This is a genomic window from Streptomyces kanamyceticus, assembly GCF_008704495.1.
GTDB lineage: Bacteria > Actinomycetota > Actinomycetes > Streptomycetales > Streptomycetaceae > Streptomyces > Streptomyces kanamyceticus.
Window position 1 is genome coordinate 4273494 of the sequence record NZ_CP023699.1, and the last position, 26732, is coordinate 4300225.

Consider the following 26732-nt stretch of genomic DNA (forward strand, 5'->3'; position numbering starts at 1 on the left):
ATCAGACCGCCCTCATCAGCAGGGTCGCGGCGATGAGTACCGCAGCGCCGCCGAACATCGAGACCGCGTAGGAGCGGGCGTAGCCGTTCTGCAGTTTGCGCAGCCGCCCGGAGAGGCCGCCGACCGAGGCCGCGGTGCCGTTGACGACTCCGTCGACCAGGGTGTGGTCGACGTAGACCAGGGAGCGTGTGAGGTGCTCGCCGCCGCGTACCAGGACGACGTGGTTGAAGTCGTCCTGGAGGAGGTCGCGGCGGGCGGCCCGGGTGACGAGCGAGCCGCGCGGGGCGGTGACCGGGACGGGACGGCGCCCGTACTGGACGTAGGCGAGGGCGACGCCGATGACGAGGACCACCATGGTGGCGCCCGTGACCGTCGCGGCGCTCAGCGGCGAGTCGCCGTGGTCGTGCTTGGTGACCGGCTCCAGCCAGTGCATGAAGCGGTCGCCGATGGAGAAGAAGCCACCCGCGAAGACCGACCCGAAGGCGAGCACGATCATCGGGATGGTCATGGACTTCGGGGACTCGTGCGGGTGCGGCTCGTTGCCGTCCGCATCGGGCTGCCAGCGCTTCTCTCCGAAGAAGGTCATGATCATCACACGCGTCATGTAGTACGCGGTGATGGCCGCGCCCAGGAGCGCCACAGAGCCGAGGATCCAGCCCTCCGTGCCGCCCTTGGCGAACGCCGCCTCGATGATCTTGTCCTTGGAGAAGAAGCCGGAGAGCCCGGGGAAGCCGATGATCGCGAGATAGCCGAGCCCGAAGGTCACGAAGGTGACCGGCATGTACTTCCTGAGGCCGCCGTACTTCCTCATGTCGACCTCGTCGTTCATGCCGTGCATGACCGATCCGGCGCCGAGGAAGAGCCCGGCCTTGAAGAAGCCGTGGGTCACCAGGTGCATGATCGCGAAGACGTAGCCGATGGGGCCGAGGCCCGCGGCGAGGATCATGTAGCCGATCTGGGACATCGTCGACCCGGCGAGGGCCTTCTTGATGTCGTCCTTCGCACAACCGACGATCGCACCGAACAGGAGCGTGACCGCGCCCACGACCGTGACGACGAGCTGCGCGTCGGGCGCCCCGTTGAAGATCGCTCCGGAGCGGACGATCAAGTAGACGCCCGCGGTCACCATGGTGGCGGCGTGGATCAGGGCCGAGACCGGGGTCGGGCCCTCCATCGCGTCGCCGAGCCAGGACTGCAGCGGCACCTGCGCGGACTTGCCGCACGCGGCGAGCAGCAGCATCAGGCCGATGGCCGTGAGCTTGCCCTCCGACGTGTCACCCGTGGCCTCCAGGACGGGCCCGAAGGCGAACGTCCCGAAGGTGGTGAACATCAGCATGATGGCGATCGAGAGGCCCATGTCGCCGACCCGGTTGACCAGGAAGGCCTTCTTCGCGGCGGTGGCCGCGCTGGGCTTGTGCTGCCAGAAGCCGATCAGGAGGTACGAGGCGAGGCCGACGCCCTCCCATCCGACGTACAGGAGCAGGTAGTTGTCGGCGAGGACCAGGAGGAGCATCGCCGCGAGGAAGAGGTTCAGGTAGCCGAAGAAGCGGCGGCGCCGATCGTCGTGCTCCATGTACCCGACGGAGTAGATGTGGATCAGGGTGCCCACACCGGAGATCAGCAGGACGAACGTCATCGACAGCTGGTCGAGCTGGAAGGCGACGTCCGCCTGGAAGCCCTCTACGGGGATCCAGCTGAACAGGTGCTGGGACAGCGAGCGCTCCTCGGCGCCCTTGCCCAGCATGTCGGTGAACAGCACGACGGCGATGACGAAGGAGGCGGCCGCGAGCAGCGTGCCGAGCCAGTGGCCCACGCGGTCCAACGCCCGCCCGCCGCACAGCAGTACGGCCGCTCCGAGCAGAGGCGCCGCGACGAGCAGCGCAATCAGGTTCTCCACGATTCAGCGACCCCTTACAGCTTCATCAGGCTGGCGTCGTCGACCGAGGCCGAGTGGCGGGAACGGAACAGCGACACGATGATCGCGAGCCCGACCACGACCTCCGCGGCGGCGACGACCATCGTGAAGAAGGCGATGATCTGGCCGTCGAGGTTGCCGTGCATGCGGGAGAACGTGACGAACGCGAGGTTGCAGGCATTGAGCATCAGCTCGATGCACATGAACACCACGATCGCGTTCCGCCTGATGAGCACGCCGGTCGCGCCGATCGCGAACAACAGGGCGGAGAGATAGAGGTAGTTGACCGGGTTCACTTCGACGCCTCCTCGGTCCGTCCGCTGTCGGTGCGGCGCAGGTCGGGCCGCTCGAGCCGATCGGTGGAGCGCTGCTCGAGCGCCCGCAGGTCTTCGAGCGCCTCGTCCGACACGTCGCGGATCTGGCCGCGCTCGCGCAGGGTCTGCATGACCGTGAGCTCGGAGGGGGTGCCGTCGGGGAGCAGGCCCGCGATGTCCACGGCGTTGTGCCGTGCGTAGACGCCGGGGGCGGGCAGCGGCGGCAGGTGCTTGCCCTCGCGCACCCGCTCCTCGGCCCGCTCGCGCTGGGTCTTGGCGCGCTCCGTACGCTCGCGGTGGGTCATCACCATCGCGCCGACCGTGGCCGTGATGAGCAGGGCGCCGGTGATCTCGAAGGCGAAGACGTACTTCGTGAAGATGAGCCCCGCGAGGCCCTCCACATTGCCGCCCGCGTTCGCCTTGCCCAGGCCGTTGAACTCCTTCACGGAGGCGTTCCCGATGCCCGCGAAGAGCAGCACCGCGAAGCCGAACCCGCACAGGGCGGCCAGCCAGCGCTGCCCCTTGATGGTCTCCTTCAGGGAGTCGGCGGCGGTGACGCCGACGAGCATGACCACGAAGAGGAAGAGCATCATGATCGCGCCGGTGTAGACGACGATCTGGACGATGCCCAGGAAGTACGCGCCGTTGGCGAGGTAGAAGACCGCCAGGATGATCATGGTCCCGGCCAGGCAGAGCGCGCTGTGCACGGCCTTCTTCATGAGGATGGTGCACAGGGCGCCGATCACCGCGACCGTGCCGAGCACCCAGAACTGGAAGGCCTCGCCGGTGGAGGTGGAGTAGGCGGCGAGCGCGCTCATGCCTCCACCCCCTTGTGCCGGGACTCTTCGGAGGGCTTCTCGGAGGGCTTCTCGGAGGACTCGTCGGCGGGCTTCTCGCCCTTGGAGACGGCCACTTGGGGAACGGTCCCCGGCGCGGCCTCGGTGACGAGCCCTCGGTAGTAGTCCTGCTCGTCCATGCCGGGGAAGATCGAGTGCGGGCTTTCGACCATGCCCTCGTCGAGCCCGGCGAGCAGCTGCTCCTTGGTGTAGATGAGGTTCTCGCGGCTGCTGTCGGCCAGCTCGAACTCGTTCGTCATCGTCAACGCGCGCGTGGGGCACGCCTCGATGCACAGTCCGCACAGGATGCAGCGGGCGTAGTTGATCTGGTAGACGCGGCCGTAGCGCTCACCGGGTGAGTAGCGCTCCTCCTCGGTGTTGTCCGCGCCCTCCACGTAGATGGCGTCCGCGGGACAGGCCCAGGCGCAGAGCTCACAGCCGATGCACTTCTCCAGGCCGTCCGGATGGCGGTTGAGCTGGTGCCTGCCGTGGAACCGGGGAGCGGTGGTCTTCTGCTGCTCCGGATACTGCTCGGTCAGCCGCTTCTTGAACATGGCCTTGAAGGTCACGCCGAAGCCCGCCACGGGGTTCTGGAACCCCTGCTTCGATTGATTCGACTGGTTCGGTTCAGCCGACTGCTGCGGCTGCGCCGGCAGCTTCGACTTGCCCGACCGGGCCGGCTGGTTCGACTGCTCAGCCATCGGACGCCTCCTTTCCGTCATTGCGGGTTCCGTCACTTTGAGTATCGGGGCCACCACTGACAATCAGCTCCCGCTCCTGGCGCGAGCGGCGGCGTGGCACGGGTGGCAGGCTCTGTCCTGGCAGCGGTGGCACGGGGAATCCGCCCGCCATCGGGTCGAAGGAGACCGGCTCCTCCTCCTCGACGAGCGCCGCCTCGCCCTTCTCGCGCTTGTCGCGGAAGATGTCGACGACCACGGAGAGCAACAGCAGTGCGATGACTCCGCCGCCCACGTAGAGCGCGATCGAGGTGAAGTCGTAGTTCTCGTTCCGCATCGCCCTGACCGTGGCCACGAGCATCAGCCAGACCACCGAGATCGGGATCAGGACCTTCCAGCCGAGCTTCATCAGCTGGTCGTAGCGGACGCGTGGCAGCGTGCCGCGCAGCCAGATGAAGAAGAACAGCAGCAACTGGACCTTGATGACGAACCAGAGCATCGGCCACCAGCCGTGGTTCGCGCCCTCCCAGAACGTGCTGATCGGATACGGAGCCCGCCAGCCACCCAGGAAGAGCGTGACCGAGACCGCCGAGACGGTGACCATGTTGACGTACTCGGCGAGCATGAACAGCGCGAACTTGATGGAGGAGTACTCGGTGTTGAAGCCACCGACGAGGTCGCCCTCGGACTCCGGCATGTCGAACGGCGCGCGGTTGGTCTCACCGATCATCGTCACGATGTAGATCAGGAACGAGACGGGCAGCAGCAGCACGTACCAACGGTCGGCCTGCGCCTCCACGATCGCCGAGGTCGACATCGACCCGGAGTAGAGGAAGACGGAGGCGAAGGCCGCGCCCATCGCGATCTCGTAGGAGATCATCTGCGCGCAGGAGCGCAGACCGCCGAGCAGCGGATACGTGGATCCGGAACTCCAACCCGCGAGCACGATGCCGTAGATGCCGACGGAGGCGACCGCGAGGATGTAGAGCATCGCGATCGGCAGGTCGGTGAGCTGCATCGTGGTGCGCTGGCCGAAGATCGAGACTTCGTTGCCCGCGGGGCCGAAGGGGATCACGGCGATCGCCATGAAGGCCGGGATCGCGGCGACGATCGGGGCAAGGATGTAGACCACCTTGTCCGCGCGCTTGACGATCAGGTCTTCCTTCAGCATCAGCTTGATGCCGTCCGCGAGGGACTGCAGCATGCCCCAGGGGCCGTGCCGGTTGGGGCCGATGCGCAGCTGCATCCAGGCGACGACCTTGCGCTCCCACACGATGGAGAAGAGCACCGTCACCATCAGGAACGCGAAGCAGAAGACCGCCTTGACGGCGACCAGCCACCAGGGGTCACGGCCGAACATGGACAGGTCTTCCGCCGCAAGCGGCACCACGGTGTGCATCACGACGTCACCTCCGGGGCCTCAGAGGGCTCCGGCAGGACCGCCGGGCCGATGCGGACGAGGTCGCCGGGGTGCGCGCCGGTGTCCGAAGTGACGCCGCCCCCGGTCGAGTTCAGCGGCAGCCAGACCACCCGGTCGGGCATCTCCGTGACCTGGAGCGGGAGTTCGGTCGTCCCGGCCGGGCCGCTGACGGCGAGGACGTCGCCGTCCTTGACGCCCGCCTCGGCGGCCGTGGCGGGCGACACGCGCGCGTGGGCCGCGTGCCGCGTCCCCGCGAGCGCTTCGTCGCCGTCCTGGAGGCGGCCCCGGTCAAGGAGCAGCCGGTGTCCGGCGAGGACGGCCTCTCCGGAGGCGGGCCTCGGCGACTGGGCGCCGGTCTCCAGGGGCTCGGTCGCGTAATAGGAAGGTGTGGCGCTTGTCGCCTCGTCAGAAGGGTGGTGGTGGGAGACGGGCGGGACGTCCCAGCCGCCGAGCCGGTCCAGCTCGCGCCGGGTGGTCAGCAGATCGGGCAGGCCGAGGTGGATGTCACCGGCGTCGGCCAGCATGTGCAGGACGCGGGCGTCGGTCGGCGCCAGCCTGCGCGTCATCTGGTCCGGCTTGAGCGCGGCGTCGAACATCCGCGCCCTGCCCTCCCAGTTGAGGAAGGTGCCCGGCTTCTCCGCGACCGCGGCCACGGGGAGCACCACGTCGGCGTGGTCGGTGACCTCGCTGGGCCGCAGCTCCAGGGAGACCAGGAAGCCGACCTCGCCGAGCGCCTCACGCGCGCGTGCCGGGTCGGGCAGGTCGGCGACCTCGACGCCCGCCACCAGGAGGGCGCCGAGCTCACCGGTCGCGGCGGCCTCCAGGATCTGGCCGGTGTCGCGGCCGTAGCGGTGCGGGAGTTCGGCGACGCCCCAGGCGGACGCGACCTCGTCCCGTGCGCGCGGGTCGGTGGCCGGGCGTCCGCCGGGCAGCAGCGAGGGCAGCGCGCCCACCTCGATGGCGGCCCGCTCCCCCGCCCTGCGCGGGATCCACACCAGTTGCGCGCCGGTGGCGGAGGCGGCCCGCACGGCGGCGGTGAGCCCGCCGGGCACGGCCGCGAGCCGCTCGCCGACGACGATGACCGACCCCGAAGTGCGCAGCGCCTCGGCGGCCTTGGCCCCGTCGTCCGAGAGGCTCACTTCGGCGGCGAGCGCGTCCAGCCACTCCGTCTCGGTGCCGGGCGCGGCGGGCAGCAGCGTGCCGCCCGCCTTCTCCAGACCGCGGGTCGCGAACGTCGCGAGGGAGAAGGTGCGCTGGCCGTGCTTGCGCCAGGCCTTGCGCAGCCTCAGGAAGACGCCGGGCGCCTCCTCCTCGGACTCGAATCCGACGAGCAGGACGGCGGGGGCCTTCTCCAGGGCGGCGTAGGTGACGCCGGACCCGTCCAGGTCCCTGCCGCGCCCCGCCACCCGGGCCGCCAGGAAGTCGGCCTCCTCGCTGCTGTGCACGCGCGCGCGGAAGTCGATGTCGTTCGTGTCGAGCGCCACGCGCGCGTACTTGCTGTACGCGTAGGCGTCCTCCACCGTGAGGCGGCCGCCGGTCAGGACACCGGCGCGGCCGCGCGCGGCGGCGAGACCACGCGCGGCGGCGTCCAGTGCCTCGGGCCAGCTGGCGGGCTCCAGTTCACCCGTCGACGCGTCGCGCACCAGGGGGGTGGTGAGCCGGTCCGGCTTCTGCGCGTACCGGAAGCCGAAGCGCCCCTTGTCGCAGATCCACTCCTCGTTGACCTCGGGGTCGTCCTGCGCGAGCCGCCGCATGACCTTGCCGCGCCGGTGGTCCGTGCGGGTCGCGCAGCCGCCCGCGCAGTGCTCGCACACCGAGGGTGACGAGACCAGGTCGAAGGGGCGCGAGCGGAAGCGATACGCCGCCGAGGTGAGCGCGCCGACCGGGCAGATCTGGATGGTGTTCCCGGAGAAGTACGACTCGAAGGGATCGCCCTCGCCCGTGCCGACCTGCTGGAGCGCGCCGCGCTCGATCAGCTCGATCATCGGGTCGCCCGCGATCTGGTTCGAGAAGCGGGTGCAGCGCGCGCAGAGCACGCACCGCTCGCGGTCGAGAAGCACCTGCGTGGAGATCGGCACCGGCTTCTCGTACGTCCGCTTCTTGCCCTCGAAGCGGGTGTCCGGGTCGCCGACCTGCATCGCCTGGTTCTGCAGCGGGCACTCGCCGCCCTTGTCGCAGACCGGGCAGTCCAGCGGGTGGTTGATGAGGAGGAGCTCCATCACACCGCGCTGCGACTTCTCCGCGACGGGCGAGGTCAGCTGCGACTTCACGACCATGCCGTCCGTACACGTGATCGTGCAGGACGCCATCGGCTTGCGCTGGCCCTCGACCTCGACGATGCACTGGCGGCAGGCGCCCGCCGGGTCGAGGAGCGGGTGGTCGCAGAACCGGGGGATCTCGATGCCGAGCAGTTCGGCGGCCCGGATCACCAGGGTCCCCTTGGGGACGCTGATGTCGATGCCGTCGATGGTCAACGAGACGAGGTCCTCGGGCGGAACCGCCGCCTCACCGCCCCCGGAGGGAGCGCTGTTGGTGGTCACTGTCATGCGTTCACCTCCGTGGTGTGGGCGGGCCTGTCGGCCCAGAGCGTCGACTTGGCCGGGTCGAAGGGGCAGCCCCTGCCGGTGATGTGCTGCTCGTACTCCTCGCGGAAGTACTTCAGCGAGGAGAAGATCGGTGATGCGGCGCCGTCGCCGAGGGCGCAGAACGACTTGCCGTTGATGTTGTCGGCGATGTCGTTCAGCTTGTCGAGGTCGGCCATGACGCCCTTGCCCGCCTCGATGTCGCGGAGCAACTGGACCAGCCAGTAGGTCCCTTCGCGGCAGGGCGTGCACTTGCCGCAGGACTCGTGGGCGTAGAACTCGGTCCAGCGGGTCACGGCCCGCACGACGCACGTCGTCTCGTCGAAGCACTGCAGCGCCTTGGTGCCGAGCATCGATCCGGCGGCGCCCACGCCCTCGTAATCAAGGGGTACGTCGAGGTGCTCGTCGGTGAACATCGGGGTCGAAGAGCCGCCGGGCGTCCAGAACTTGAGCCGGTGCCCGGCCCGCATGCCGCCGCTCATGTCGAGCAGCTGGCGCAGCGTGATGCCGAGCGGCGCCTCGTACTGCCCCGGGCTGGTGACGTGCCCGCTGAGCGAGTAGAGCGTGAAGCCGGGGGACTTCTCGCTCCCCATCGACTTGAACCAGTCTTTTCCGCGATTCAGGATCGCGGGAACGGATGCGATGGACTCGACGTTGTTCACGACAGTGGGGCATGCGTAAAGGCCCGCGACCGCAGGGAAAGGGGGACGCAGTCGCGGTTGGCCTCGACGGCCTTCGAGCGAGTCGAGCAGCGCGGTCTCCTCACCGCAGATGTACGCGCCCGCGCCCGCGTGCACGGTGAGTTCGAGGTCGAGTCCGCTGCCCAGGACGTTCTTGCCGAGGTAGCCCGCCGCGTAGGCCTCGCGGACGGCCTCGTGCAGCCTGCGCAGCACGGGGACGACCTCGCCCCGCAGATAGATGAAGGCATGCGACGAACGGATCGCGTAGCACGCGATCACGATCCCCTCGATGAGGGAATGCGGGTTCGCGAAGAGGAGCGGGATGTCCTTGCAGGTCCCCGGCTCCGATTCGTCGGCGTTGACAACTAGATAGTGTGGCTTGCCATCGCCCTGGGGAATGAACTGCCACTTCATTCCGGTGGGGAAGCCCGCGCCGCCCCTGCCCCGCAGGCCCGAGTCCTTCACGTACGCGATGAGGTCGTCCGGGTCCATGGCGAGGGCCTTGCGCAGCCCTTCGTACCCGTCGTGGCGCCGGTAGGTCTCAAGGGTCCAGGACTTGTCCTCGTCCCAGAAGGCCGAAAGGACCGGCGCCAGCAGCTTCTCGGGGCTGGTCTCGTTGTTGATCTCGGCTGCCACGGTCATCACTCCCCCTCCTCGGTGCCCGCGCCAGAGGGCGACTCATCACGCGGGTGCACCACGCGCGGCTGCGGCAACTCGCCCTTGGCCAGGCGCAGTCCGATCAGCGACGCGGGGCCCGCGCCGCCGCTCGCCTCGACGGCACCGGGCCGCTCGTCGGGGAAGCCCGCCAGGATCCGGGCGGTCTCCTTGTACGTGCAGATCGACGCGCCGCGCGTGGGCTCCACCGGCACGCCCGCGCGCAGGTCGTCGACGAGCCGTTTGGCGGAGTCGGGGGTCTGGTTGTCGAAGAACTCCCAGTTGACCATCACCACGGGGGCGAAGTCGCAGGCGGCGTTGCACTCGATGTGCTCAAGCGTGATCTTGCCGTCCTCGGTCGTCTCGTCGTTGCCGACGCCGAGGTGCTGCTTGAGCTCGTCGAAGATCGCGTCGCCGCCCATCACCGCGCACAACGTGTTGGTGCAGACGCCGACTTGGTAGTCGCCGGACGGCTTGCGCCGGTACATGGTGTAGAAGGTCGCGACCGCGGTGACCTCGGCCGTGGTCAGGCCGAGCACCTCGGCGCAGAACCGCATGCCCGTGCGCGTGACGTGCCCCTCTTCGGACTGCACCAGGTGCAGCAGGGGAAGGAGGGCCGAGCGCGAGTCCGGATAGCGGGCGATGACCTCCTTGGCGTCCGCGTCGAGCCTGGCGCGCACGTCGGCCGGGTAGTCGGGGGCGGGGAGTTGGGGCATGCCCAGGCTGACGCCCGCACTCTGCTCGGAAGGAGTGGTGGTCACCGGTCGACGCCTCCCATCACGGGGTCGATGGACGCGACGGCGACGATGACGTCGGCGACCTGGCCGCCCTCGCACATCGCCGCCATGGCCTGCAGGTTGGTGAAGGACGGGTCGCGGAAGTGGACCCGGTAGGGGCGGGTGCCCCCGTCGGAGACGACATGCACGCCGAGTTCGCCCTTGGGCGACTCGACCGCCGTGTACACCTGCCCCGGCGGGACCCTGAAGCCCTCGGTCACCAGCTTGAAGTGGTGGATGAGGGACTCCATGGAGGTGCCCATGATCTTCTTGATGTGGTCGAGCGAGTTGCCCAGACCGTCCGGGCCGAGCGCCAGTTGCGCGGGCCAGGCGATCTTCTTGTCCTCGACCATGACGGGGCCGGGGGCGAGCCGGTCGAGGCACTGCTCGACGATCCGCAGGGACTGCCGCATCTCTTCCAGGCGGATCAGGAACCGCCCGTAGGAGTCGCAGGTGTCGGCGGTCGGGATGTCGAAGTCGTAGTTCTCGTAGCCGCAGTAGGGGTCCGTCTTGCGCAGGTCGTGCGGGAGGCCCGCGGAGCGCAGGACGGGGCCCGTGGCGCCGAGCGCCATGCAGCCGGAGAGGTCCAGATAGCCGACGTCCTGCATGCGGGCCTTGAAGATGGGGTTCCCGGTGGCGAGCTTGTCGTACTCCGGGAGGTTCTTCTTCATCTTCTTCACGAACTCTCGGACCTGGTCCACGGCGCCCGGGGGCAGGTCCTGGGCGAGTCCGCCGGGCCGGATGTACGCGTGGTTCATCCGCAGGCCGGTGATCAACTCGTAGATATCGAGAATGAGTTCACGATCACGGAAGCCGTAGATCATGATCGTGGTCGCGCCGAGCTCCATGCCGCCGGTGGCGATGCACACCAGGTGCGAGGAGAGCCGGTTGAGCTCCATGAGGAGCACGCGGATGATCGAGGCGCGGTCCGGGATCTGGTCCTCGATGCCGAGGAGCTTCTCGACGCCGAGGCAGTACGCCGTCTCGTTGAAGAACGGCGTCAGGTAGTCCATGCGCGTGACGAACGTCGTGCCCTGCGTCCACGTGCGGTATTCGAGGTTCTTCTCGATGCCCGTGTGCAGATAGCCGATGCCACAGCGAGCCTCGGTGACGGTCTCGCCCTCGATCTCCAGGATCAGCCGGAGCACGCCGTGCGTGGACGGGTGCTGGGGACCCATGTTGACGATGATGCGCTCGTCGTCGGCCTTGGCCGCCGACTGGACGACCTCGTCCCAGTCGCCGCCGGTGACCGTATATACGGTCCCCTCGGTGGTCTCACGAGCGGAAGCGGGGGAAGTTCCCTGAGTTGCAGACATCAGCTGTACGACCTCCGCTGGTCCGGAGCCGGGATCTGGGCGCCCTTGTACTCGACGGGGATGCCGCCGAGGGGGTAGTCCTTGCGCTGCGGGAAGCCCTGCCAGTCGTCCGGCATCATGATCCGCGTCAACGCCGGGTGACCGTCGAAGATCAGACCGAAGAAGTCGTACGTCTCGCGCTCGTGCCAGTCGTTGGTCGGATAGACCGAGACGAGGGAAGGGACGTGCGGATCGGCGTCGGGGGCACTGACCTCGATGCGGATCAGCCGGTTGTGGGTGAGCGAGCGCAGGTGGTAGACGGCGTGCAGCTCGCGGCCCACGTTCTGGGAGGACGCGGTGCCCTCGAAGTGGACGCCGCTCACGCCGGTGCAGAGCTCGAAGCGCAGCGCCGGGTCGTCGCGCAGGGTCTGGGCGACGCGCAGGAGGTGCTCGCGCGCGATGTGGAAGGTGAGTTCGCCGCGGTCGACGACCGTCTTCTCGATCGCGTTCTCCGGGACCAGGCCCTGTTCCTCCAGGGCCCCCTCCAGCTCGTCGGCGACCTCGTCGAACCAGCCGCCGTAGGGGCGCGAGGAAGCGCCGGGCAGCGCGACGGTCCGTACGAGACCGCCGTAGCCGGAGGTGTCGCCGCCGTCGTTGGCGCCGAACATGCCCCTGCGTACGCCGATGACCTCGCCGGCCTCGTCGCGCGGCGCCGGTACGCCGTTGCCGTTCAGGTGCTCATCGTGCGAGCCATGCGAGTCGTGCGCGTCACTCACCGCAGCAGCCCCTTCATCTCGATGGTGGGGAGCGCCTTGAGGGCCGCCTCCTCCGCCTCACGGGCCGCTTCTTCCGCGTTCACGCCGAGCTTGGAGCCCTGGATCTTCTGGTGGAGCTTGAGAATCGCGTCCATCAGCATCTCGGGGCGCGGCGGGCAACCGGGCAAATAGATGTCAACAGGGACGACATGGTCCACACCCTGCACAATCGCGTAATTGTTGAACATCCCACCTGATGACGCGCAAACCCCCATGGAAATGACCCACTTGGGATTGGGCATCTGGTCATAGACCTGCCGCAGCACCGGCGCCATCTTCTGGCTCACCCGGCCCGCCACGATCATCAGGTCCGCCTGGCGCGGTGAACCGCGGAAGACCTCCATGCCGAAGCGCGCCAGGTCGTACCGCCCGGCGCCCGTCGTCATCATCTCGATGGCGCAGCACGCGAGGCCGAACGTGGCCGGGAAGACGGATGACTTGCGCACCCAGCCCGCGGCCTGTTCGACGGTGGTCAGCAGAAATCCGCTCGGCAGTTTCTCTTCGAGTCCCATGCTCTTTGCCCCTCAGACCTTTAGTCCCATTCCAGGCCGCCGCGCCGCCATACGTACGCGTACGCGACGAAGACGGTGAGCACGAAGAGCAGCATCTCCACGAGCCCGAAAATCCCCAGCGCGTCAAAGGTGACGGCCCAGGGGTAAAGGAAGACGATCTCGATGTCGAAGACGATGAAGAGCATCGCCGTCAGGTAGTACTTGATGGGGAATCGCCCACCACCGGCCGGCGTCGGTGTCGGCTCGATACCGCACTCGTACGCCTCGAGCTTGGCTCGGTTGTACCGCTTTGGACCGATAAGCGTGGCCATGACCACGGAGAAGATCGCAAAGCCTGCCCCGAGGGCTCCCAGCACGAGGATGGGCGCATAGGCGTTCACGCTCCTCGCTCCTCTCAGTCGGCACTGACTGTTGGCGGTTGCGTCGGACCGCGCCCTGAATCCCATCGAAGATCGCGCACATGTGAAGCAGGTCACAAGCCCAACTGCCCCGCATCTTATGCCCGGCGGTCTGTGATCTGCGACACGGGGTGCGACAACGGCTTTGTGATCTCCACCACCTGACGAAGGATCATGAAGTCGGATGAGCGGTGATCTTCGTACGCGAAGCGCCTGAGTGATCACTAGAGGTGACATCTTGACGAGTCACCCCTGGTCGAGAGCGTGCCGCTCTATCAAGACAGGGGACCCACAGGCAAATTGGTGCTGGACGGGATCGCTTGATAGAGGAGCCGCGTTCACACTTTGGCGGGAGAGGTGTGGACGGATGTGGACGCGTGCGCCGATTCACGAACGGGTGGACGCCGGGCGACTCAGGCAACTCGCCAACGGTCGGCACCGAATGTCTCGCGAACGGGCGAGCACCCCTCCGGATGGTTCGAAATCGGCACAGAGGGCACCCGAAAACTCCGGGAGATCTCAGGGAGGTCTCGGCCAGGTCTCAGGGAGACCCCCGAGAGGGTCCCCGTGTGACCTGTGCCACAACGCCTCTCGCGCCGAATAAACCGGGCTTGGCCAACCGGCTCAACCGGTGGTAGACCAAGGGCAATTCGGACGTATCATGGAAAACCCATGATCACAGGCGTGATCGGCCGTGTCCGCATTGCCCGTTACGGCGTCAATAAGAAGCGACACGCCCGGGATTCAGCCGCGCCGCGGGCAACTGTGGCGCAGGACACGTTTCTTGAAGGGAACCCTGAGTCCCTGATAGCGGTTGGTCTCATGTCCCACACCGCTCACATACCCAGCCACCGGAAGCCCCGCCGCAGCGCCACGAAGGTCGCCCTGCGCGCCGGAGTTGCCGGTGGCGTCCTCAGCACCCTGGCAGTGGCCGCGGCGGCCGGTACGGCGAACGCGGCCGAGCCGGTGACCGAGACCATCGAGATGCCCACGCTCAGCGCCGATCTGTCCGCCCAGATCGCGCACTCCGCCGACGTCACCCAGCAGGCCGCCGACTCCTACGAGTCGCGCGCCGAGCAGGACGCCGCCGCCTCCAAGGCCGCCAAGCAGGCCAAGGAAGACCAGGCGCAGGCCGAGAAGAAGGCCGAGGCCAAGCGCAAGGCCGAGGCCGCCGCCAAGAAGAAGGCGGAGCAGGAGCGCGCCTCGCGTTCCACCGAGCGCACGAACCTCTCGACGCAGTCCACGGGTGGCGGCTCCTCCGCGAGCTCCTCCGACTCGGTCGCTCCCCCGGCCAGCGGCAGCGTCGGCTCGGTCATCAGCTTCCTCAAGTCGCAGCTCGGCGACGCCTACGTGATGGGTGCCTCGGGCCCCAACGCCTGGGACTGCTCCAGCCTGGTGCAGGCCGCGTTCAAGCAGGCGGGCGTGGACCTCCCGCGCGTCTCGCAGGACCAGTCGACGATGGGCACCGAGGTCGGCACCTCGAACCTCCAGGTCGGCGACATCCTCTACTGGGGTGGCAAGGGTTCCGCCTACCACGTCGGTGTGTACATCGGTAACGGCCAGTACCTGGACGCCGCCAACCCCAGCAAGGGCGTTGTCATCCAGGACCTGTCGGGTTACCCGGCCTCGGGCGCCGTGCGCGTCCTCTGACGGCCTCTTAGCGACACGAACGAGGGCCGGAACCCCCCAGTGGGGTTCCGGCCCTCGTCATGCCCTGAGACGTGCGCTCAGCCGTTCTTCGGGACGTACGCTCAGCCGTTCTTCGGCGAGAGCTCCGCCATCCGCGACCAACCGTCGCCCTCGATCTCCATGTTCACGATCTCGGGAACCTCGGCGATCGCCTCCGCCATCGTGTCCATGGCGGCCTTGAAGTGGTCGGAGCCGACGTGCGCGGCGCCCGCGTCCCCGTCGGCGAATGCCTCCAGGAGCACGAACTGGTTCGGGACGTCGACGGAGCGGGACCACTCGAAGAAGACGTTGCCCGGCTCCGCGCGCGTGGCGGCGGTGAATGCGGCGGTCCGCTCGATCCAGCTGTCGCTGTGCTCGGGGCGGACGGTGAACTTGACGGCGATGAAAATCATGCGTCCACCCTGCCTCCGACCCGGCACTACGACCAAATCAGACCTTACGGACGCCGCTTCACGCCTTCGGAGCCACCTTGCTCAGCCCGTTGATGATCCGGTCCATCGCGTCGCCGCCCGTCGGGTCGGTCAGGTTGGCGAGCATCTTCAGGGTGAACTTCATCAGGATCGGGTGGGTCAGGCCGCGCTGGGTGGCGATCTTCATGACCTTCGGGTTGCCGATGAGCTTCACGAAGGCGCGGCCCAGCGTGTAGTAGCCGCCGTAGACGTCCTTGAGGGTCTGCGGGTAGTTCTGCAGCGCCAGTTCGCGCTGGGCGGGGGTGGCACGCGCGTGTGCCTGCACGATGACGTCCGCCGCGATCTGGCCCGACTCCATGGCGTAGGCGATGCCCTCGCCGTTGAACGGGTTGACCAGGCCGCCCGCGTCGCCGACCAGGAGCAGGCCCTTGGTGTAGTGCGGCTGGCGGTTGAAGGCCATCGGCAGGGCGGCGCCGCGGATCGGCATCGTCATGTTCTCCGGGGTGTAGCCCCAGTCCTCCGGCATCGAGGCGCACCACGCCTTGAGGACCTCGCGCCAGTCCAGCTCGCGGAAGGCCTTGGAGGAGTTGAGGATGCCGAGGCCCACGTTGGAGGTGCCGTCGCCCATGCCGAAGATCCAGCCGTAGCCGGGCAGGAGCCGGTCCTCGCCGGGTCCGCGCCGGTCCCACAGCTCCAGCCAGGACTCCAGGTAGTCGTCGTCGTGGCGGGGCGAGGTGAAGTACGTCCGCACGGCGACGCCCATCGGGCGGTCCTCGCGCCGGTGCAGGCCCATGGCGAGCGAGATCCGCGAGGAGTTGCCGTCGGCCGCGACGACGAGCGGGGCGTGGAAGGTGACCGGGGTCTTCTCCTCGCCGAGCTTGGCGTGCACGCCGGTGACGCGGCCCGTGCGGTCGTCGATGATCGGCTCGCCGACGTTGCAGCGCTCGTGCAGGCGGGCGCCCGCCTTCTGCGCCTGCCGGGCGAGCTGCTCGTCGAAGTCGTCGCGCTTACGGACCAGGCCGTAGTCCGGGTAAGAGGCGAGATCCGGCCAATCCAGCTGGAGGCGCATGCCGCCGCCGATGATGCGCAGGCCCTTGTTCCTGAGCCAGCCCGCCTCTTCGGAGATGTCGATTCCCATGGACACGAGCTGCTTGGTGGCGCGGGGCGTGAGGCCGTCGCCGCAGACCTTCTCCCTCGGGAACGCGGTCTTCTCCAGAAGCAGTACGTCGAGCCCGGCCTTGGCCAGGTAGTACGCCGTCGTCGACCCGGCGGGCCCGGCGCCGACGACGATGACGTCCGCTGAGTGTTCGGAGAGGGGCTCGGTCACGGCGGGTTCTCCCCAAGGCTCGAAATCATTGTGCCGACCGGCACGGGATACGGGCAGTCTATGAGGCGGTACCGATCAGCCAGCCGAAGGGCCACACGTGAGCGACCAGACAGCGACCCTGCCCGCCGTGCACCTGCGGGTTCCCACCCACGAGGACGCCTTCGCCTGGCACCGGCTCTTCGACGACCCCGAGGTCATGGAGTTCTTCGGCGGCACGTCGGCGGAGCTCTCCATGTACGAGGAGCTGACCGCGCGCCAGCGCAGACACGACGCCGAACTGGGCTACTGCCTGTGGACGTTGCTCGACGCGGACGGCGAGCCGATCGGCTTCACCGGCGCCCAGCCCTGGCCCCGCGACTGGGGCCCGACCGGCGAGATCGAGATCGGCTGGCGCCTCGCCCGCTCGGCCTGGGGCAAGGGGTACGCGACCGCGGCGGCGGTGGCGACGGTCGAACGGCTGCGCGCCGCGGGGGTGCCGAGCGTGGTGGCGATGGTCCGTTCGGGCAACGAGCGCTCCATCGCGGTCACCCGGCGGATCGGCATGGAGCTCGCCGAGACGTTCACCACCCCGTGGGCGCAAGGCGATGCGGAGCCCCGGCGCGTGGCCCACTGCTTCCGGCTCACCCTGTAGCGGGTCTACCCTGCCGGTACCGCAGAGGGGGTGACGTCCGTGCCCGAGCCGCCCAGGGTGCCCGAGCCGCCCCAGGTGCGCGTGCCACGCCTGATCGGCCTGATGGCGATGGACGCCCGCGAGGCCGCCGCGCGGCACGGCGTGCGGCTCGTGGCGCCCGACCGCCCCGGCTTCCACGACGTCGTCGTCGAACACGTCGTACGCCAGTACCCGCCACCCGGTGCGGACGTGCCGCACGGCGCGGCCGTCACCGTCTGGTTCGACCTGGGCCCGGGCGAGGGCGAGGGCGGCGCCGGGGTGCGCGAGCCGCGCCGCCCGGGGCCGCCGGGCGGCGGCGAACTGCGCAGGGAGCTGGACGAGCCGGGGCCCGAGGTGACGGCCGCGCCGTGAGCGGCGCGGGGGCCCGGCCGCCCCGAGCCCCAACCATCCAGCGACTCAGTCGCTGATGAGCCGCCAGGTGTCCAGGGCCGTCCGATGCGTCTTCGCGCCCTCGCCGGACGACAGGAAGTCCTCGCGCCAGGAGAACTGGATCGCGTACTCCGTGCCGTTCTCCGCGATGTAGCTCTGGTCCAGGGCGTGGATGGTGCGGTCCGCCTTGTCCGTGTAGGTGTACTCCCAGATCGCGCCGGACCGCCCCTGGAAGGTGTTCCGCTCCAGCCTGACGCGCTGGTAGTCGGACTTGTCCGGGGCCGACTTGGTGTGCTCCTCGATGTTGGTGAAGTTGTCGTACGACGTGTAGGGCGCGTCCGTGACGACGCCGACGAGGAACTCCTCGCGCCCGGTCGAACCGGAGTACGTGATCTGCCCGGGGCGCTGCGGATCCACGGGCTGCCTGCGCCAGCCCTCCGGCGCCGCGAAGGAGAACCCCTCGGGGTCCGTCATGATCTCGGAGCCTTCGGGGACGTTCACCGCTCCGAGATTGCCGGAGTCGCCGGAACCCCCCGAAGCCCCGGCGCTCGCGGCATCCCCGCTGCTGCTCGGCTCCGGGTTCTCCGTCCCGCCGGACGCCACCGGGCTCGGCGCCTGGGACCCGGACTGGCTCGCCGATGCGCTGGCCCCCTTCGCCGCACCGTCCGTCTTGTCGTCACCGCCGCCGTTCTGCCAGAACAGGATCCCGGCCGCCGCGCCGCCGCCGATGACGAAGGCCCCGGCGATCGTGGCCACCCAGATGCCCGCGCTGCTACGGGGCTTGGGGGCGGGCGCGTACGACGGGGTGACTTCGATGGTGGGCACGTACGAAGGGGCGGATGCGTTCGAAGAGGTGGGTGTGTACGAAGGAGTCGGCAGCGCCCCCGGCACGGGAGGCGCCATCGGCGCGACCGGAACCGCAGCCGCACCCCCGGCCGCAACCCCCCGCTCCCCCACCATCCGCAGCAGGTACGGCGCGAGGAACGTCGCCGCGCCGATCCACAACAGCCCGAACAGCAGTACTTCGGGGACGCCGATCCCCGTCTCCACGGAACCGCTGCCGCTGCCGCTGCCCCCGCCGAACTCCGAACCCCCGCCACCGCTACCGGCCCCGGACGCCTCGACGCCGAACCCGCTGCAAGCGGCGAGCAGCAGTACGAGCCCGAAGAAGACGCCCGCGGCGAGGAACTGCTCGCCGCGGCGGCCCGCGAGGCGCCGTGCCGCGAGCACGCCGATGGTCAGCGCGCAGACGAGGCCGAGCGCCAACGCGCCCACGATCGCCCAGTCGTTGGTGACGTCACCCAGTTCGGAGAGGCCGAAGGAGCCGCCCTCCTGGCCCCCGCCGTACATCGAACTGCCGCCGCTCACCGACGCCTCGGCCGACGCGCCCCAGCCGATGCCGAGCGCGGTGACCGCGAGGTTCGGCAGGAGGAGCAGCGCGACCAGGAGCGGGGAGAAGTCCGTGTTGTCGAGGTCGGTGAGTTCGGCCAGGTCGTCGACCTGGGTGAGGCTGATGAACGCGACGAGCGAGCAGAGCACGAGGACGACGACGAGGGCGCGCAGCGCGGTGCCCGCGGCGCGGACGACGGCCTGCGCGCCGGGGCGTGCGGCCATCCGGTGCACGAGGTCGTCGCGGTGCAACACCCCGCAGGAGACGGCGAGTCCGAGCAGCAGCGCGCCGAGCGCGGCGAGCACCGGGGACGACGAGATCTCGATGCCCTCGATCTCGGGCTGCGCGAAGAGCGCGAGCGCGAGCACGCCCGCGGTCACCAGCAGCGTGACGCGGACGGCGGCTTCGAACCCCACCGTGCCGCCGGGCACACCACCCGGCGCGGCGGCGGCGCGCACCCGGATCCGGTTGCGCAGGACGCGTACGCCGATGAGGAGCGCCACGATCCACAGCGCGGTCACGGTGAGCGGGACGAAGTGCAGCGACGCGGTGCCCTGGAGCACCTGCTCCGAGGAGTCCGAGCCGAGACCGTCCGTACCGTCGAAGACAGGGCGCTGCTCGTGGCCCGACAACGCGAAGCCGCCGCCGACGGATTGGAGCAGCAGCGCGAGGCTGACCCGCAGCCGGTCGACGAAGCCGACGACCACCTCGTCGTCCTGCCCGTACGACGGACTGGCCAGCGCCACCGCCCCGACGAGCAGCAGCACGAGCGGCCACAGGGCGGCCTGCACGGCACCGGCCCAATCCCCACGGAACGTACGGCCGAGGAAGGCGCCGACGGGCGAGGGCGTGACGGGACCCGGCAGATGCGCGGGCGGCGGGGGCATGGACGGTGCGACCGGTAGAGCCGCGGGTGCCTCGGGCTCGGCCCCGGGCTCGGGGGCACGCTCGCGTCCGCACTTCATGCAGAAGCGGGCCTCGTCAGGAGCGGGAGCCCCGCAGTGTGGGCAGTACGACGCCATCAGAACGCTCCGTCGGTCCAGGAGATCACCGGATGCCGGAGCACCGGTGAGAATGACCGACCCGTCAACCATAAGAACCACATAAGGAAATGGCCGGGTCGCTACAACGGACACATCTTGCCCGGTGGCCGGTTCCCATGGGCGCGGGATCCCCAGTCTCAACTGGAGCGTTACGAAGAGCCCTTGACCAGAGGCCTGATCAGAGGCCCTTGATCAGAGCTGCTTGAACCCGCGGTGCAGCGCCACCACGCCCCCGGTGAGGTTGCGCCACGCCACCTTCGACCAGCCCGCGTCCTGGAGCAGCGCGGCCAGCGCGGGCTGGTCGGGCCAGCTGCGGATCGACTCGGCGAGATAGACGTACGCGTCCGGGTTCGACGACACCGCGCGCGCGACCGGCGGCAGCGCCCGCATCAGGTACTCCTCGTAGACCGTCCGGAAAGGACCCCAGGTCGCGTGCGAGAACTCGCAGATCACGACCCGGCCGCCGGGCTTGGTCACGCGGTACAGCTCGCGCAGCGCGGCGCTCGTGTCCTGGATGTTGCGCAGCCCGAAGGAGATCGTCACGGCGTCGAAGGTGTCGTCCTTGAACGGCAGCTTCGTCCCGTCGCCCGCGGTGAACGGCATCCAGGGGTGGCGCTTCTTGCCGACCGTCAGCATCCCGAGCGAGAAGTCGCACGGCACGACGTACGCACCCGCCTGCGCGAACGGCTGCGAGGAGGTGGCGGTGCCCGCGGCGAGGTCGAGGACCTTCTGCGCGGGGCGGGCGTCGACCGCCTTGGCGACCGCCTTGCGCCAGAGGCGGGCCTGGCCGAAGGAGAGCACGTCGTTGGTGAGGTCGTAGCGTTCCGCCACGTCGTCGAACATCGTGGCGACTTCGTGGGGCTGCTTTTCCAGGGAGGCGCGGGTCACTTGCTCATTGTGGCAGGCCCGGGTTCTTTCGCCTGCGGCGGGCGTTCCGCCGTCACGTGTGCCGTCTTCCGCCGCTGGCGAGTGCGGGTTGCGTGGTGGTTGCTCGCGCAGCTCCCCGCGCCCCTTACGGGGCGTCCCCTTGCCGGGGCCCCTCAGCGGGCGCGGTACACCAAGCGGCCCGCGATCACCGTCGCCACGCACGTTCCCGCGCCGCGTCCCACCAGTTCGGCGCGGTTCCGTACGTCGAAGATCGCGAACCTCGCCGCGGCGCCCTCCGTCAGCGGCGGGAGCAGGACCAGCGGGGTCGGTGACAGGGACGGCGGGCCCGGCAGGCGCGGTGGGCGCTGGCCCACCGCGAGGCCCGCCCTGCCGACGGCGTCCATGACGGGGCGCGCGCGGAGTTCACCCGCGACCGCCACCGTGCCGTGCGCCAGCATCCGCTGTACGCCGCGGCGTGCGCTGGCGCTCAGGCGGGACGGGTCGGCGCGGAAGATCGCCGCCGCGCGCTCGCCGCCGATGGGTTCGGTCCCGAGCTCGTCGGCCTCCCGGGGGTCCGGGTGGTACGTGGCTTCCAGGAGCTCGGGGGCGTACGGATTGAGCAGCCCCGGCGTCAGGATGCCGGGCCAGCGCCGGACACGGGCCGAAGGGTGCGCGGCGGCCAGCTCCTCGTGGGGGCCGACGGCGGCGATGCTCGCCCCTTCGGCCAGGACCGCCGTCTCCGGAGAGTGCTCGGCGACGTGAAGTGTCAGCAACGGGGCCTCAGTTGGTGGCGAGGAGCTTCAGCTCCGGGTGGGCCGTGCCGCCCTCGATCGCCGTGGAGGAGATGTGCGAGGCGACGCGGTCGTCGACGGGGTCGTTGGCCGGGTCGTCGTGCACGACGAGGTGCTCGTACGTCGTGGCGCGCTGGGCCGGGACGCGGTCCGCCGTGCGGATCATGTCGATCATGTCGCGCAGGTTGTTGCGGTGCTTGGCGCCGGCCATGGAGACGACGTTCTCCTCCAGCATCACCGAGCCGAGGTCGTCCGCCCCGTAGTGCAGCGTGAGCTGGCCCGCCTCCTTGCCCGTGGTCAGCCAGGAGCCCTGGATGTGCGCCACGTTGTCGAGGAAGATCCGGGCGATCGCGATCATGCGGATGTACTCGAAGATCGTCGCCTGGGTGCGGCCCTTGAGGTGGTTGTTCTCGGGCTGGTACGTGTACGGGATGAAGGCCCGGAAGCCACCCGTCCGGTCCTGCACGTCGCGGATCATCCGCAGGTGCTCGATGCGCTCGGCGTTGGTCTCGCCGGTGCCCATCAGCATGGTGGAGGTGGACTCCACGCCCAGGTTGTGGGAGATCTCCATGATCTCCAGCCAGCGCTCGCCGGACTCCTTGAGGGGCGCGATGGCCTTGCGCGGCCGCGCCGGGAGCAGCTCGGCACCCGCGCCCGCGAAGGAGTCGAGACCCGCGGCGTGGATCCGCTGGATCGCCTCCTCGACGGAGACCTTGGAGATCCGGGCCATGTGCTCGACCTCGGACGCGCCGAGGGAGTGGATGACCAGCTGCGGGAAGTCCTTCTTGATCGCGGCGAAGTGCTTCTCGTAGTACTCCACGCCGTAGTCCGGGTGGTGGCCGCCCTGGAACATGACCTGGGTGCCGCCCAGCTCGACGGTCTCCGCGCAGCGGCGCAGGATGTCGTCGAGGTCGCGGCTCCAGCCCTTCTTGGTGTCCTTCGGAGCGGCGTAGAACGCGCAGAACTTGCACGCCGTCACACAGACGTTCGTGTAGTTGATGTTCCGCTCGATGATGTACGTCGCGATGTGCTCCGTACCGGCGTAGCGGCGGCGGCGCACGGCGTCGGCGGCGGCGCCGAGCGCGTGCAGCGGGGCGTCACGGTAGAGGTCGAGCGCCTCTTCCGGGGTGATCCGCCCACCTGCGGCGGCACGGTCGAGGACGGACTGAAGGTCGGCCTTCTCGGTCACCGGGGCGTCCCTTTCGTAAGGGTTGTGGACGGACCACGCCAGCGTACGCCAGGGCCCCCTCGGCCCTCCGACGTGGGCTCAGGCGGGCGTGCGAGGCGGGTGTACAAGGTGGCCTCAGGCCGCGTACGACCCGATGAGCAGGCCCACGAACGCGCCGCCGAGCAGGAAGGGGCCGAAGGGGATCGCCGTCTTGCGTCCGGCACGGCGGGCGACGACCAGCGCCCCGCCGTACAGCGCGGCGAGCAGGAACCCGGCGAAGGTGCCGAGCAGCAGCGAGCCCCACCCGTACCAGCCGAGCACCGCCCCCAGACACAGCGCGAGCTTCACGTCGCCGAAGCCCATGCCGTTGGGGTTGATGAGGAAGAGCACGAAGTACGCACCGGCCAGCGCGAGCGCCCCGTACAGCGCGCCCGGCCACGACCCCCCGTGCTCGGGCAGCAGCGCGGCGCCCCCGAGCAGCAGGGGCGCGGCGCCCGCGAGCGGCAGCGTCAGGACGTCGGGGAGCCGGTGCACGGTGAAGTCGACGATGGTCAGCAGCACGCCGAAGGGCGCGAGCAGCAGCCAGACGCCGAGCTCGGGCCGCGCCCCCGTGGTGAGCGCGAGCGCGGCGCAGACGAGGGCGGTGGCGGGGGCGACGACGAAGGTACGGGGCCCGTACCAGTCGCCCTTCGGGCACCGGGCGAGGCCGACCCACGAGGCGAGCGGCTGCCCGGTCGGCGTCTCGGCCCGCCACGCCTCTTCCGGCGGAACGGAGAGGCGGTAGGCGGCGCGGGGCACGAAGAGCCCGGCGATGGCGCCCCAGAGGGCGCCGCCGAGGACGAGGATCAGCTCCACGGGATTCCGTCTCCCCCGTTGTGGGCAGGCGTGCCGCAGGGCGGCACGGGTGGGCACAACGCCCCGGTGCGGAGCGCCGATGACCGTGGCACTAGCTCACCGCGGTGAGGCCACTGCGCCAAGCGGGCAGCAACTCGTCCAGCAACGCCTCGGTCCTGGGCGGCAGCCCTCGCGCGCCGCTCCGGGTGACAAGATCCGCAGCGACCTGCTGCAAGCGGGCGGGGTCTTCCGTGGCATGCGTCGCGCGGAGCAACTCGTTCCAGAGCCGCTCATCGCCCGGCGCGGAGCCCAGCGCGGCGTTCAGCGCCTCGATCGCCTTCTCCGCCCGCCCCTTCTCCAGGTGGAACTCGGAGAGCGCGAGCCCGATGTCGGCGACGAGCAGCGGCAGCTGCGCGTCGATGATCTCGTGCGTGAGCCAGGCGTACCGTCCCTGCGGCCGGTCGGCGAGCAGCGGCCCGCGCACCAGGACGAGCGCGTCGGTGAGCATCCGCCCGCGCACGGCACGGTTGGCGGCACCGCGCCCCTGCGTGGCCTCGTGGTAGAGCGAGCGCAGTACGTCCAGGTCGGAGACGACGGACTTGGCGAGCGTGAGCCGCCCCGTCTGGTCGGCCCGCAGCCTGGGCGATCCGTCGGGCTCGGTGCCGAGCCACTCGCGCAGCCGGTCCACGAGCGCGTCCCGCACGTCGTCGGTGACGCCGCGCGGCCACAGCGCGGAGGCGAGCACCCGGGGGTGCACTCCCTCGCGGTGCAGGAGCAGCAGGGCCAGGGCCTCGTGCATCAGCGGGCTGCGCTCGCCGTCCGGCGTCTGCAGGCCGATGATCTCGTACGTACCGACGAGGCGGGCGTAGACCGCGGGGCGCCCCTGCTCGGTGACGTCGACGAGGAACGGCGGGGCCGCGGCGGGTGCGCCGCCGTCGGGTCCCGCGGGGGCTCCCGCGCTCTCCGGGTCGGCGTCGCTGAAGAGCCGGACGACGGCGCGCTGCTGGGCCTCCGGCAGCGCCTGCGCGTCCAGTTCGAGCCCGAGCAGCGGGGCGAGCAGCTTGCCCGCGCGGGTGATCTCCATCTCCCAGGCGGCACCGGGCAGGTCGCCGGACTCGGTGCCGACCAGGTAGCCGATGCCGAGGCGGCCCGCGTCGGCGGCGAGCTCGGCGAGCTTGATCGCGTCGTCCGCGCTCGGCTCGGCGGCGAGCAGCACGAGGTGCGGGGCCCAACGGGTGTGCTGGGCCGGGCCCGTACGCCCGGTGAGCACCGAGTCGTGGCCCGCGGCGCCGAGCGCGCCGCGCCGCTGCCGGGTCTCGGCCTCCATGGTCTCGATGAGTGCCTCGACGTCTTCCAGGTGACGGAGACGGTTGGGCGCGAGCGGGGTGAGGTCCTGGCCGAAGCCGACGACGGTGATGGTCATCCGGTCCGACCAGCCGTTGGTGGCGAGCTCGGCGGCGACCGAGGCGAAGACGGCGGCGCGGTCGGCCTCGCTGCCGCTCAGCGAGACGATGCCGGGCACGGACTCCAGGTTGAGCAGGAGCCGCGAGTCGTCGCGGGTGCCGAGGCTGACGAGCCCCGGGTAGGGCGCCGCGGTGTCGACGTCCTCGTACTGCTCGGCGTCGGTGCGCGCCAGCATCCAGAACGTCTGGTCCTGCCCCAACTGCCAGGGGGCGGGCGGCCGCCCCGCGGGCTGCGCGAGCTGCAGGTGCAGGTCGCCGTTGCTCAGCCACGCGGCGTAGACGGTCGGCAGGGGGCGGTTCTCCTCCGCGAGCGTGGCGGCGAGGCCGCGCAGCGAGAGGTCGAGCAGGCGTACGCCCTCGGGGTCTGCGCCCACGAGCAGCGCGTCCTGCACGTCGGCCGCGTCGCCGGTCGGCGTCGGCGGCTGCATGCCGCGGCCGCCGCCCGTCGCGCCCATGGCGGACTGCCACAGGGCGTGCCGCCTGCGCCTGCCGAGCGCGAGGAGCAGGCCCGCGGCGAGCAGGGGCGCGCCGAGGAGGGCCTCGGGAAGCCCGAAGGAGGAGGAGTCGTCGTCGGAGGCGCCGGTGGCGGCGGGCGCCTGCTGCTGCGGCCCCTTGCCCTGACCGTCGCCCTGCCCCTGCCCGTCACCTGCGGGGCGCTGCTCGGGCAGGGAGATGTGCGCGGTGTCGCGGTCGACGGACCCGCCGCCACCTTGCTGCCCACTGCCACCCTGCTCGGCGCCCTGTTCGCCACCACCCTGCTGCTGGCCGCTGTCCCCGGACTTGGAGTAGTCGGAGATCTGCTCCTGTACGTCCTTGGAGACCTTGGGCGCCTCGTCGGGCATCTCGACGATCTCGCCGCCGTGCGCGTCCGCGGGCATCTCCATGATCCAGCCGGGCCTGATGAGGCTCGCCTCGGAGAGGCGCGAACCGTCGGGCTGCTCACGGTCCTTGTTGAGCTGGTAGATCTCCTTGTACCGGCGCCCGTCGCCCAGGTGCCGCTCCGCGACCTCCCACAGGGAGTCGTGGTGGCGCCCCTCGGGGGGCTGGATCCGGTAGTACTTCGTGTCCCCGGCCTTGGCACCGCTGCCGCCGTCGGCGTGCGCCGCGGCCTGGTCGGCCTGCGCGGCGAGGGCATCGGCGGCGCTCGCGGCCTGCTGCTGCTCCTGCCCGAAGAGCCCGGGAGTCTGATGGGCGGAGGCGGCGGACGCGGGCTTCTGGTTGCCCTCCAGGGACTGCCCGAACTGCGAGAGCCCCGGCGCGAAGCTGGCGGCGGTGGCGCCCACGAGGAGCAGGGCGGCGACCAGTTGGCGCGCGAGCAGCTGACTGCCGCCCGCGCCCGGCACCCGGCCGGGAATGCCGACACCGGAGAACGCGGCTTTTATCTCCACGAGCACACAGGCGGTGAACTGCGCCCAGGCGAGCCAGACGACGACGGTCAGCACGTTGATGAACGTGCTGGCGGTGATCTCCTGCTGCAGCCAGTCCAGCGAGGGCGCACCCCCGGGCAGCGGCCACCCCACGAAGTACGCGAGCGCTCCGGGCACGCCGACGAGAAGCACGGTCAACGCGACGAAGGCGAAGAACGCCTTGACGAAGTCCCCGAAGGAACGACGGCGCCCCGGCAGGGGCTGCGGCGTCCTGTTCCGCGGAGACCGCGGATTCGACGGGCCGCCGCCCGAAGAACGTGAAGTGCTGCGCGCCATGGCGGGTGTCCTGAAGTCGTGATGGGTACGAGCCGTGACCGAAGGCCTGAGCTTCCTGAGGTGCTACCGCGTTGATGTTACGGAAGCGCACTGACACGGGACAGGGAGACAGCGCGAGCACCTGCCCGATTCCT

At 70.0% G+C, this 26732-nt stretch carries 23 protein-coding genes; 3 read left to right on the forward strand and 20 right to left on the reverse strand.

Features of this window, described 5'->3' with window-relative positions; all coding sequences use genetic code 11:
* Position 1: 1 nt before the first annotated feature.
* From nuoL to CP970_RS17775, 12 genes are read right to left on the reverse strand one after another with little or no spacing between them, the layout of a single operon-like run.
* Positions 2-1897 carry an NADH-quinone oxidoreductase subunit L gene (nuoL, locus tag CP970_RS17720; protein ID WP_055543693.1) on the reverse strand — a complete coding sequence of 632 codons (1896 nt, stop codon included), beginning with the start codon at positions 1895-1897 and terminating at the stop codon, positions 2-4.
* A 14-nt stretch (positions 1898-1911) separates the two neighbouring features.
* On the reverse strand, positions 1912-2211 hold the full coding sequence (nuoK, locus tag CP970_RS17725) for an NADH-quinone oxidoreductase subunit NuoK (RefSeq protein ID WP_055543692.1): 300 nt from the start codon (positions 2209-2211) through the stop codon (positions 1912-1914).
* The gene (locus tag CP970_RS17730) at positions 2208-3047 is read right to left on the reverse strand and encodes an NADH-quinone oxidoreductase subunit J (RefSeq protein WP_055543691.1); all 840 of its coding nucleotides are present in this window, start codon (positions 3045-3047) and stop codon (positions 2208-2210) included. The genes nuoK and CP970_RS17730 overlap by 4 nt, the downstream gene beginning before the upstream one ends.
* Positions 3044-3766, reverse strand: a complete 723-nt coding sequence (gene nuoI / locus CP970_RS17735) for an NADH-quinone oxidoreductase subunit NuoI (protein ID WP_224058494.1) — start codon at positions 3764-3766, stop codon at positions 3044-3046. The genes CP970_RS17730 and nuoI overlap by 4 nt, the downstream gene beginning before the upstream one ends.
* A complete protein-coding gene (gene nuoH / locus CP970_RS17740) occupies positions 3759-5141 on the reverse strand; it encodes an NADH-quinone oxidoreductase subunit NuoH (RefSeq protein WP_224059237.1) in 1383 nt (460 codons plus the stop codon). Before nuoH ends, nuoI begins: the two co-directional genes overlap by 8 nt.
* Positions 5141-7708 (reverse strand): NADH-quinone oxidoreductase subunit G, encoded by a 2568-nt coding sequence (locus tag CP970_RS17745; RefSeq protein ID WP_055543690.1) that lies wholly within the window; start codon positions 7706-7708, stop codon positions 5141-5143. Before CP970_RS17745 ends, nuoH begins: the two co-directional genes overlap by 1 nt.
* Positions 7705-9066 carry an NADH-quinone oxidoreductase subunit NuoF gene (nuoF, locus tag CP970_RS17750; protein ID WP_055543689.1) on the reverse strand — a complete coding sequence of 454 codons (1362 nt, stop codon included), beginning with the start codon at positions 9064-9066 and terminating at the stop codon, positions 7705-7707. Before nuoF ends, CP970_RS17745 begins: the two co-directional genes overlap by 4 nt.
* Complete coding sequence (nuoE, locus tag CP970_RS17755; RefSeq protein ID WP_079043120.1) at positions 9066-9839, reverse strand: NADH-quinone oxidoreductase subunit NuoE; 774 nt, start codon at positions 9837-9839, stop codon at positions 9066-9068. The genes nuoF and nuoE overlap by 1 nt, the downstream gene beginning before the upstream one ends.
* Complete coding sequence (locus CP970_RS17760; protein WP_055543688.1) at positions 9836-11170, reverse strand: NADH-quinone oxidoreductase subunit D; 1335 nt, start codon at positions 11168-11170, stop codon at positions 9836-9838. The genes nuoE and CP970_RS17760 overlap by 4 nt, the downstream gene beginning before the upstream one ends.
* The gene (locus CP970_RS17765) at positions 11170-11925 is read right to left on the reverse strand and encodes an NADH-quinone oxidoreductase subunit C (protein ID WP_055543687.1); all 756 of its coding nucleotides are present in this window, start codon (positions 11923-11925) and stop codon (positions 11170-11172) included. The genes CP970_RS17760 and CP970_RS17765 overlap by 1 nt, the downstream gene beginning before the upstream one ends.
* Complete coding sequence (locus CP970_RS17770; RefSeq protein ID WP_031035164.1) at positions 11922-12476, reverse strand: NuoB/complex I 20 kDa subunit family protein; 555 nt, start codon at positions 12474-12476, stop codon at positions 11922-11924. Before CP970_RS17770 ends, CP970_RS17765 begins: the two co-directional genes overlap by 4 nt.
* Positions 12477-12496: 20 nt before the next feature.
* Positions 12497-12856 carry an NADH-quinone oxidoreductase subunit A gene (locus tag CP970_RS17775; RefSeq protein ID WP_003992243.1) on the reverse strand — a complete coding sequence of 120 codons (360 nt, stop codon included), beginning with the start codon at positions 12854-12856 and terminating at the stop codon, positions 12497-12499.
* Between the two features lie 840 nt (positions 12857-13696).
* Between CP970_RS17775 and CP970_RS17780 the strand changes: the two genes are divergently transcribed.
* Positions 13697-14524 carry a C40 family peptidase gene (locus CP970_RS17780; protein WP_055543686.1) on the forward strand — a complete coding sequence of 276 codons (828 nt, stop codon included), beginning with the start codon at positions 13697-13699 and terminating at the stop codon, positions 14522-14524.
* A 101-nt stretch (positions 14525-14625) separates the two neighbouring features.
* Here CP970_RS17780 and CP970_RS17785 read toward each other — a convergent pair whose 3' ends face one another.
* Positions 14626-14955: a putative quinol monooxygenase gene (locus tag CP970_RS17785; protein WP_055543685.1), complete on the reverse strand. Its 330-nt coding sequence runs from the start codon at positions 14953-14955 to the stop codon at positions 14626-14628.
* A 58-nt stretch (positions 14956-15013) separates the two neighbouring features.
* Positions 15014-16300: a geranylgeranyl reductase family protein gene (locus CP970_RS17790; RefSeq protein WP_055543684.1), complete on the reverse strand. Its 1287-nt coding sequence runs from the start codon at positions 16298-16300 to the stop codon at positions 15014-15016.
* Positions 16301-16397: 97 nt separating this feature from the next.
* Between CP970_RS17790 and CP970_RS17795 the strand changes: the two genes are divergently transcribed.
* Positions 16398-16931 (forward strand): GNAT family N-acetyltransferase, encoded by a 534-nt coding sequence (locus CP970_RS17795; RefSeq protein ID WP_055543683.1) that lies wholly within the window; start codon positions 16398-16400, stop codon positions 16929-16931.
* 102 nt (positions 16932-17033) lie between these two features.
* Positions 17034-17321 carry a PASTA domain-containing protein gene (locus tag CP970_RS17800; protein WP_240507279.1) on the forward strand — a complete coding sequence of 96 codons (288 nt, stop codon included), beginning with the start codon at positions 17034-17036 and terminating at the stop codon, positions 17319-17321.
* A 45-nt stretch (positions 17322-17366) separates the two neighbouring features.
* On the opposite strand, the gene CP970_RS17805 is transcribed toward CP970_RS17800, so the two are convergent.
* The 6 genes from CP970_RS17805 to CP970_RS17830 form a co-directional block, all read right to left on the reverse strand.
* The gene (locus tag CP970_RS17805; RefSeq protein WP_150493531.1) at positions 17367-19751 is read right to left on the reverse strand and encodes a zinc ribbon domain-containing protein; all 2385 of its coding nucleotides are present in this window, start codon (positions 19749-19751) and stop codon (positions 17367-17369) included.
* Between the two features lie 213 nt (positions 19752-19964).
* Positions 19965-20660 (reverse strand): demethylmenaquinone methyltransferase, encoded by a 696-nt coding sequence (locus tag CP970_RS17810; protein WP_055552183.1) that lies wholly within the window; start codon positions 20658-20660, stop codon positions 19965-19967.
* Between the two features lie 152 nt (positions 20661-20812).
* Positions 20813-21412 carry an imidazolonepropionase-like domain-containing protein gene (locus CP970_RS17815; RefSeq protein ID WP_055552185.1) on the reverse strand — a complete coding sequence of 200 codons (600 nt, stop codon included), beginning with the start codon at positions 21410-21412 and terminating at the stop codon, positions 20813-20815.
* A gap of 7 nt (positions 21413-21419) precedes the next feature.
* Positions 21420-22619, reverse strand: coding sequence for a cyclic dehypoxanthinyl futalosine synthase (mqnC, locus tag CP970_RS17820; protein WP_055552187.1), 1200 nt, complete (start codon positions 22617-22619; stop codon positions 21420-21422).
* 114 nt (positions 22620-22733) lie between these two features.
* On the reverse strand, positions 22734-23453 hold the full coding sequence (locus CP970_RS17825) for a prepilin peptidase (RefSeq protein WP_079043803.1): 720 nt from the start codon (positions 23451-23453) through the stop codon (positions 22734-22736).
* Positions 23454-23544: 91 nt separating this feature from the next.
* Positions 23545-26598 carry a bacterial transcriptional activator domain-containing protein gene (locus CP970_RS17830; protein ID WP_150493533.1) on the reverse strand — a complete coding sequence of 1018 codons (3054 nt, stop codon included), beginning with the start codon at positions 26596-26598 and terminating at the stop codon, positions 23545-23547.
* Between the last annotated feature and the right edge of the window lie 134 nt (positions 26599-26732).